Annotated in this window: 6 protein-coding genes and 2 pseudogenes; all 8 read left to right on the top strand. The window is 31.6% G+C overall.

Going from position 1 to position 6,091, the window contains the following annotated elements; translation table 11 throughout:
* Window positions 1-1,038: TraB/VirB10 family protein (locus OCHUTO_RS05585; RefSeq protein WP_045797599.1), on the top strand; the 1,038-nt coding region annotated here is incomplete at its 5' end.
* Between the two features lie 253 nt (window positions 1,039-1,291).
* A pseudogene (locus OCHUTO_RS04540) lies at window positions 1,292-2,794 on the top strand (TraC family protein); the annotation flags it as partial.
* A gap of 2 nt (window positions 2,795-2,796) precedes the next feature.
* A pseudogene (locus OCHUTO_RS05580) lies at window positions 2,797-3,074 on the top strand (conjugal transfer protein TraH); the annotation flags it as partial.
* Window positions 3,075-3,647: 573 nt separating this feature from the next.
* The gene (locus OCHUTO_RS04535) at window positions 3,648-4,031 is read left to right on the top strand and encodes a hypothetical protein (protein WP_045797598.1); all 384 of its coding nucleotides are present in this window, start codon (window positions 3,648-3,650) and stop codon (window positions 4,029-4,031) included.
* A gap of 84 nt (window positions 4,032-4,115) precedes the next feature.
* On the top strand, window positions 4,116-4,265 hold the full coding sequence (locus OCHUTO_RS05905; protein WP_156961312.1) for a hypothetical protein: 150 nt from the start codon (window positions 4,116-4,118) through the stop codon (window positions 4,263-4,265).
* A gap of 509 nt (window positions 4,266-4,774) precedes the next feature.
* Window positions 4,775-4,900: a hypothetical protein gene (locus OCHUTO_RS06890; protein ID WP_269745498.1), complete on the top strand. Its 126-nt coding sequence runs from the start codon at window positions 4,775-4,777 to the stop codon at window positions 4,898-4,900.
* Between the two features lie 162 nt (window positions 4,901-5,062).
* Window positions 5,063-5,347 carry a hypothetical protein gene (locus tag OCHUTO_RS04530; protein ID WP_198139670.1) on the top strand — a complete coding sequence of 95 codons (285 nt, stop codon included), beginning with the start codon at window positions 5,063-5,065 and terminating at the stop codon, window positions 5,345-5,347.
* 169 nt (window positions 5,348-5,516) lie between these two features.
* A complete protein-coding gene (locus OCHUTO_RS04525) occupies window positions 5,517-5,825 on the top strand; it encodes a hypothetical protein (RefSeq protein WP_045797597.1) in 309 nt (102 codons plus the stop codon).
* Window positions 5,826-6,091 lie beyond the last annotated feature (266 nt).

Here is a 6,091-nt window from a genome sequence, read left to right as displayed (position 1 = left end):
GAGCTAGTACAGTCATTAGAGAAGCGTGAATCACGAGAGGAAATATCTGGAGTGGAACAAGCTGTAAATCCAAGGGCTAAATGGACTGATGAGGTAGAGGTAAAAACATTACGAACTGAACTAGAGAAAGCGATAGAAAACAAACATTTAGAAACTAAAGCTGAAATTAACGATTTGCATCAGAAGATGTCAGGAAATCTAGAGAAACAGACACACCAACAAATAGATAGTGATTTGTTAAGCAAGAATGACTATCAAGAAACTACCGATACAAAAGTGATTGAAAAATCAATGTCTTTACAACGATTCGTAGAAATAAAAAAGGACGTCGAAAATTATGTTACTAGTGGTAGCTCTGCTAAGGCTATACTACTCACTGGAGTTGTGGTTGGTACTGGAACTAACAGCTCTTCATCACTTGATCCAATAGTACTTCAGCTGTTAAATCAAGCTATTCTTTATGATGAATATAAAACTGATCAAATAAAAAAAGCAATTTTAATTGGATCTTGTAATGGAGATGTTGCCTCAGAGAGAGCAAAATGCCGATTGGAAACTCTTTCAGTAATCAATAATACCGGAGACATCATCGAAAAGAAAGTTGAAGGCTGGTTAATAGGAGAAGATGGACTTCCAGGTATTAAAGGAATGGTAGTAGATAAGTCCTCTGATGCAGTTAGAATGGCGGCGTTAAATTTTGTATTTAGCGGTATAGCTAAATCTCTGCAAGTTCAAGCAATTAACCAAGATATGCAAACAGTTCAAAGTTTAAATTCAGTAACTGCAAGCCAGCAAGAGTTTGGAGAAGCAGTGAAATCTGGATCTGATAGTGGAGGCAGTAATACTTTTGATAAATTAGCTGATTTTGCTATTAAGATAGCTGATGCTATGAGTCCAGTCATTGTTGTTGATTCAGGTAGAGTTGTGGATGTTGTATTTAAAAAAGGTTTTGACTTACTGGAACATAATAAAAAAAACAGCAATTTCACCTATATATCAAATGTTGATTTGAATGTTAATCAATCGGAGAATATATAATGGTTAAGTTTCTACCTTTATTATTGATTTGTATGAGCTTAACCAGCTTCTATAGAAGTGATTTTGACTGTAAAATTCCTAAAGGTGTAAAAGTGTATATCAGAAATAAAGGAAATGGTTGCTCAAGGATTGTTTGATTCCGATAAAATTGTTGAAAAATCAAAACCAAAAAGACGCTGTATTATATGTTATAGGCTAATCAAGTTAAATCAAAACATAGAGAATACTAGTCCAAAGAAAAAATACCTTATTAATTTATTTAAATCAAAGCGGATCAAAAGTGAGTATACATAAGGATTTTGATCGAGAAAGATTATCAAAATGTCTATGAATCGTATGATGAAGAGACTCAATTGTTCTTTAATCGTAGTTCAATAGGCTTACTTGCTTGGCCGCTAGTAGGAGCAACGGTTCAGGCTCAGATTGCTGAATTTTTAAAAAACGATGAAAATCTACCAGCTGAAAGCAGCTTACAAGTATTAATGATTGGTAGCCATCATATAGATCATTTTTTGAATAATTGGCAGTCTTACCGTAAAGGTAATATATTTGTTGAGCTAGCAAAAAGAAGAGCTGAATTTTTACATGATAGAGCTCAAAATACCGACATGATAAAGGATACTGTGCTTTTAATTTCAGTGACAATACTAAATGCTAATATCGCGATGATATGATTCGAAGAAAGGAAGCTCTATAAGACACGTTTAAGTCGATTGGATTAAATACTGAAAATGTTGATGCAAAACAATTACTAAAGTTCATCAGAATAATATTTAATTGGCCTGAAGAAGAGCATGCAGACATTAACCCCTATGAAATATTGTCGGAACAAATTCTACGAGGAGATTTTTCGCTATTAGAAGATTGCATAAAATTAAATAACGAGCAAGTAATTATTAGCTTAGAAGCTGGTAAAAGGCCTGTGGAGATTGTCAGCTATGGACTTGTTTTTAGGCAATGAAATACGTCGCGGAGAAAAGTCTAACTTTTTGATTCATTTTGGCTTGCAAATTTTACCAAATCAGGCTAGAACTGCTGCTGTCACGAAAAGAGAGGCATTAGAAAGAAATATTAGTGCTGGAATGGGTAAGTTTTTTCTGATTTACTACAGGAAGCAGAAGATCTATCAAGCGCTGTAGCTGCTTTACAGGGTGGTGACAGAATGGTATCATCTCAATGTCATTATGTGGGATAAAAAGGCTAAACAGTCTGCATCTGCCTTTTGTTCAATGTTAAGACGTAGTGGTTGGTACTTTGTTCCATGTAAGTATGATCATTTAGCAGTATTATTAGCTTCATTACCAATGCAATTAGTTGAACAAGGATCGAACAATATAATTGGTTAAAGGAAGGTTATAGGACTTGGAACAGCCATTTCTAGCTTAGGTAGAGGTATAAAGACTGTTTCATCGGAAAGTAAAGTATTATTACCAATAATTGGTGAATGGAAAGGAGATTTAAGCTCTCCAGGTATGCTATTAACTGGCAGATGAGGTCAGTATTGGTCACCTTTTGGTGGAGCATTATTACCAGCATTATATGCAACAGCACCAAATGAGAACTTTAACCTCTGTATAGCAGGAGTTCCTGGATCTGGTAAGTCTGTTTTATGCAAGAAATGATGTTATCTGTTTTAGGAATTGGTGGTAAGGTTTTTGTTCTTAACTATGGCAGATCATTTAAGCGTATGTGCTTGATTCTAGGCGGAAGCTACATAGAATTTGATATGAAAAACCCAATGTCAATTAATCCATACTGGCTTGGAACATTGTATTTCAAGGAATGAGTGTTAATGTAATTAGCATCATATCAAGATCAAGTAGCCGGATATTATGCAGCTGGTGGATTATCAGCTCGAACAAGCCGAACATCGTTTCATTCGTTTGCTATGACTCCACAATCATTAAGCATGAGCTGTAGGAGAAGAACTGGTTCAATTAATGAAAAATATTGGCTCTCAGGCTAAGGTTTATGCTTTTTCATTAGGTTTAAAAACCTTTGCTCCACAGATTGAAAACGCTCTATTGGAGATACAATAATACAAAAATTAGAACAAAAACAAATATTAGTACCAAAGACACATTACATTTTAGATAACTTACCAAAAGATGCATCTACAGTTCAACTAGTTAAGTATGGGAAAGGAAATCTAGGAATAAAGTTAGATAATACGTGCACACAAATACATCATCTAATCCCTCAGCAATTTTCAAAAGAAGATATATTTAATTTTTGTGGAATAGATATTAAAAATGATGTACGAAATAAGATGATTCTATATACTCCAAAAGGATTGAATTAGCAAAACAAGAGGGATGAAGTAAGAAAGACATATGGAAATGGTAAAGCAATTAAATCCAACTCTTACTAGAAGAAATTAAGATATTTCAGAGCTAAAAGTACCACCACCAAGTCAGCGCTCAACTCACTTGGAAGGCATGATAAATTATTATCCAATTAAGAAAAACTTATGACTTGTGGGCTAATGTAATAGCAGGAAATTAGGTAAGGAAGAATGTAGAAAAAAGATCTATGACATCATATGAATAAGAAAGGTATAGGAGATGGAGATTAACTTAACAAGCAAAATAATATAAGAATATAAAATAATGAGAAAACCAAAAAAATTACCAAAAAAGTTTTATGAAACTAAACCTTTAATAGCTTTATACAAATCTATTGATCTTTATGATCATCCTTTTAGAACTAAATATGACTCGTATGATGGAAGACCAGGTCAAAGAATGGAAGAAAAGGAATATAATTTTATTTATGGAACAAATGCTTTGCAAGCAAGCGTGATAAAATATGATTTTTTAAGTCAAGTAGATGGAAGAGCAAGGTTTTTAATACATAAAAGAGTATTGGATAAATTACAAGAAATGTGTCCAGATGATTTTCAGGCATTTCCAGCTACAATAAAAAATATAAAGAAAAAGAATCCTGATTTTGAAAATCATGACTATTATGTATTACATGTAATACCATTGTAGATGCATTGATAAGGATAAAACTATGGTAAAAGTTATAATGAAGAATGGTGGGAGATAAAAAATTTAGTTTTTAAAGAAAACTGTATGGGAAAACATTTATTAGCTAGAGTTAAGTATAAAGTAGGAATATATATATTTGCCCCAGAGTTAGCAAGAGAATTTGCTTACAGTAGAGGTATAGAGTTTTGCTCAGATATAGAGCATCATAGTTGGAGACTGGGGTTTTTCATATAACATTAAACAAACTAAGAATGATTTAGATTAGATGATAATCGTATCCAAACACATCATCTAATCTTTCAACAAGTTACAACAAAGAAGATATTTAAGTATTCTGAAAAAATGAGAAAACCAAAAAATTACAAATAAGTTTTATGAAACTAAACCTTTAATAGCCCTGCAGATCTATTGATCTTTATGATCATCCTTTTAGAACAATATCTTATGAGGAACCAGGTAAAAATGGAGAAAAAGAATATAATTTTATTATGGAACAAATGCTTTGCAAGCAAGCGTGATAAAATATGATTTCTAAGTCAGATAGATGGGAAGCAAGGTTTTTTACATAAAAGAGTATTGATAATTACAGAAATGTGTCCAGATGATTTTCAGCATTTCCAGCTACAATAAAAAATATAAAAAAAAGAATCCTGATTTTGAAAATCATGACTATTATGTATTACATGTAATACCATTGGTAGATGCAATTGATAGGATAAAACTATGTAAAATTAACATGAAGAATGGTGGGAATAAAAAATTTAATCTTTAAAGAAAACTGTATGGGCAAACATTTATTAGCTAGAGTTAGACGTAGCGAAGAAATATATATATTTGCACCAGAGTTAGCAAGAGATTTGCTTAAGTAGAGGTATAGATTTTGCTCAGATATAGAGCATTAGTTGGAACTGGTTTTTCATATAACTTAAAAAACTAGAATAAGTTTAGATTAGATGATAAGCGTATACAAACACATCATCTAATCTTTCAACAAGTTACAACAAAGAAGATATTTAAGTACTCTGGAAAAAATGAGAAAACAAAAAAAATTACCAAATAAGTTTTATGAAACCAAACCTTTAATAGCCCTGGCCAGATCTATTGATCTTTATGATCATCCTTTTAGAACAGGGGAATATAGCTTATACCAGAGAAGACCAGGTGAAAGAATGGAAGAAAAAGAATATAATTTTATTTACGGAACAAATGCTTTGCAAGCAAGCGTGATAAAATATGATTTTCTAAGTCAGATAGATGGGACAGCAAGGTTCTTGATAAGAGATCACTTAACACTTAACGCTGCAATAAGGGTTTGAGGTCAAAAAAGGTATATAAAGTTGGTATATTCATCATATGTTCGTAAAAAAAATAAAAAATTTTAAAAAAATTTAAAATAATTTTTTAAAAAATTTCTGCTATAGCTGAAATCTAGGAGATGATTTATGAAATCTATAGTTAGAACATGTGCAATAAATAGTTGCGGAATTGACAAAAAACTATGATGGTTATGGTGGGAATAATGACACAATTTTTTATCGTTTTATTGGAAATTTTATTCCCTCAGAATGGAGAAAGTTAACCGGAGATAATGGAAAAACCTTAAGTAAAACCTCTAAACAACTCTTATCATTGATAGTATATAGGCTACAGATCTATTACAATAAAGATATAGAGGAATTACAGGAGAATTATTACTTTTATGAAGAGCCATTAGGACTTCAGCACAGAAGGGTTAGGCAATGCCTAGTAGAATTAAGAGATGCAGGTTTTATTGAACTTAATAATAAAAAATAATCTTAAATGGCGTAATATTCCATGTGTCATACCCTAGTGAAAAAGGTTGAAAGTCATATTCAATCTAAAGAAGAAGAAAAGTTAATTTTTGTTAACTTTCGCACTTTATAGAACCTGCTATTAACTTATGTTAACTTTTATTAATTTTTGTAATTAATATTCAACCTTAACTATAATTAAATTTACAAAATTTGTCAATATTATAAAAAAATTAATGCGAAAGGTCGAATATAAGGAGAATAAAATTTAGGAAATTTAGCACTAAT

Origin of the sequence: Orientia chuto str. Dubai (assembly GCF_000964595.1) — a bacterium.
GTDB classification, from domain to species: domain Bacteria; phylum Pseudomonadota; class Alphaproteobacteria; order Rickettsiales; family Rickettsiaceae; genus Orientia; species Orientia mediorientalis.
The sequence above is the reverse complement of the archived record's forward strand: the minus strand, read 5'-3'. Positions and strand labels throughout refer to the sequence as shown.

Excerpts from the sequence above, each read along its gene's own strand:
- OCHUTO_RS04535 (WP_045797598.1), top strand. The coding sequence starts at position 3,648 with ATGAGAAAACCAAAAAAATTACCAAAAAAGTTTTATGAAACTAAACCT.
- OCHUTO_RS04530 (WP_198139670.1), top strand. The coding sequence starts at position 5,063 with ATGAGAAAACAAAAAAAATTACCAAATAAGTTTTATGAAACCAAACCT.
- OCHUTO_RS06890 (WP_269745498.1), top strand. The coding sequence starts at position 4,775 with ATGGTGGGAATAAAAAATTTAATCTTTAAAGAAAACTGTATGGGCAAA.
- OCHUTO_RS05905 (WP_156961312.1), top strand. The coding sequence starts at position 4,116 with ATGGGAAAACATTTATTAGCTAGAGTTAAGTATAAAGTAGGAATATAT.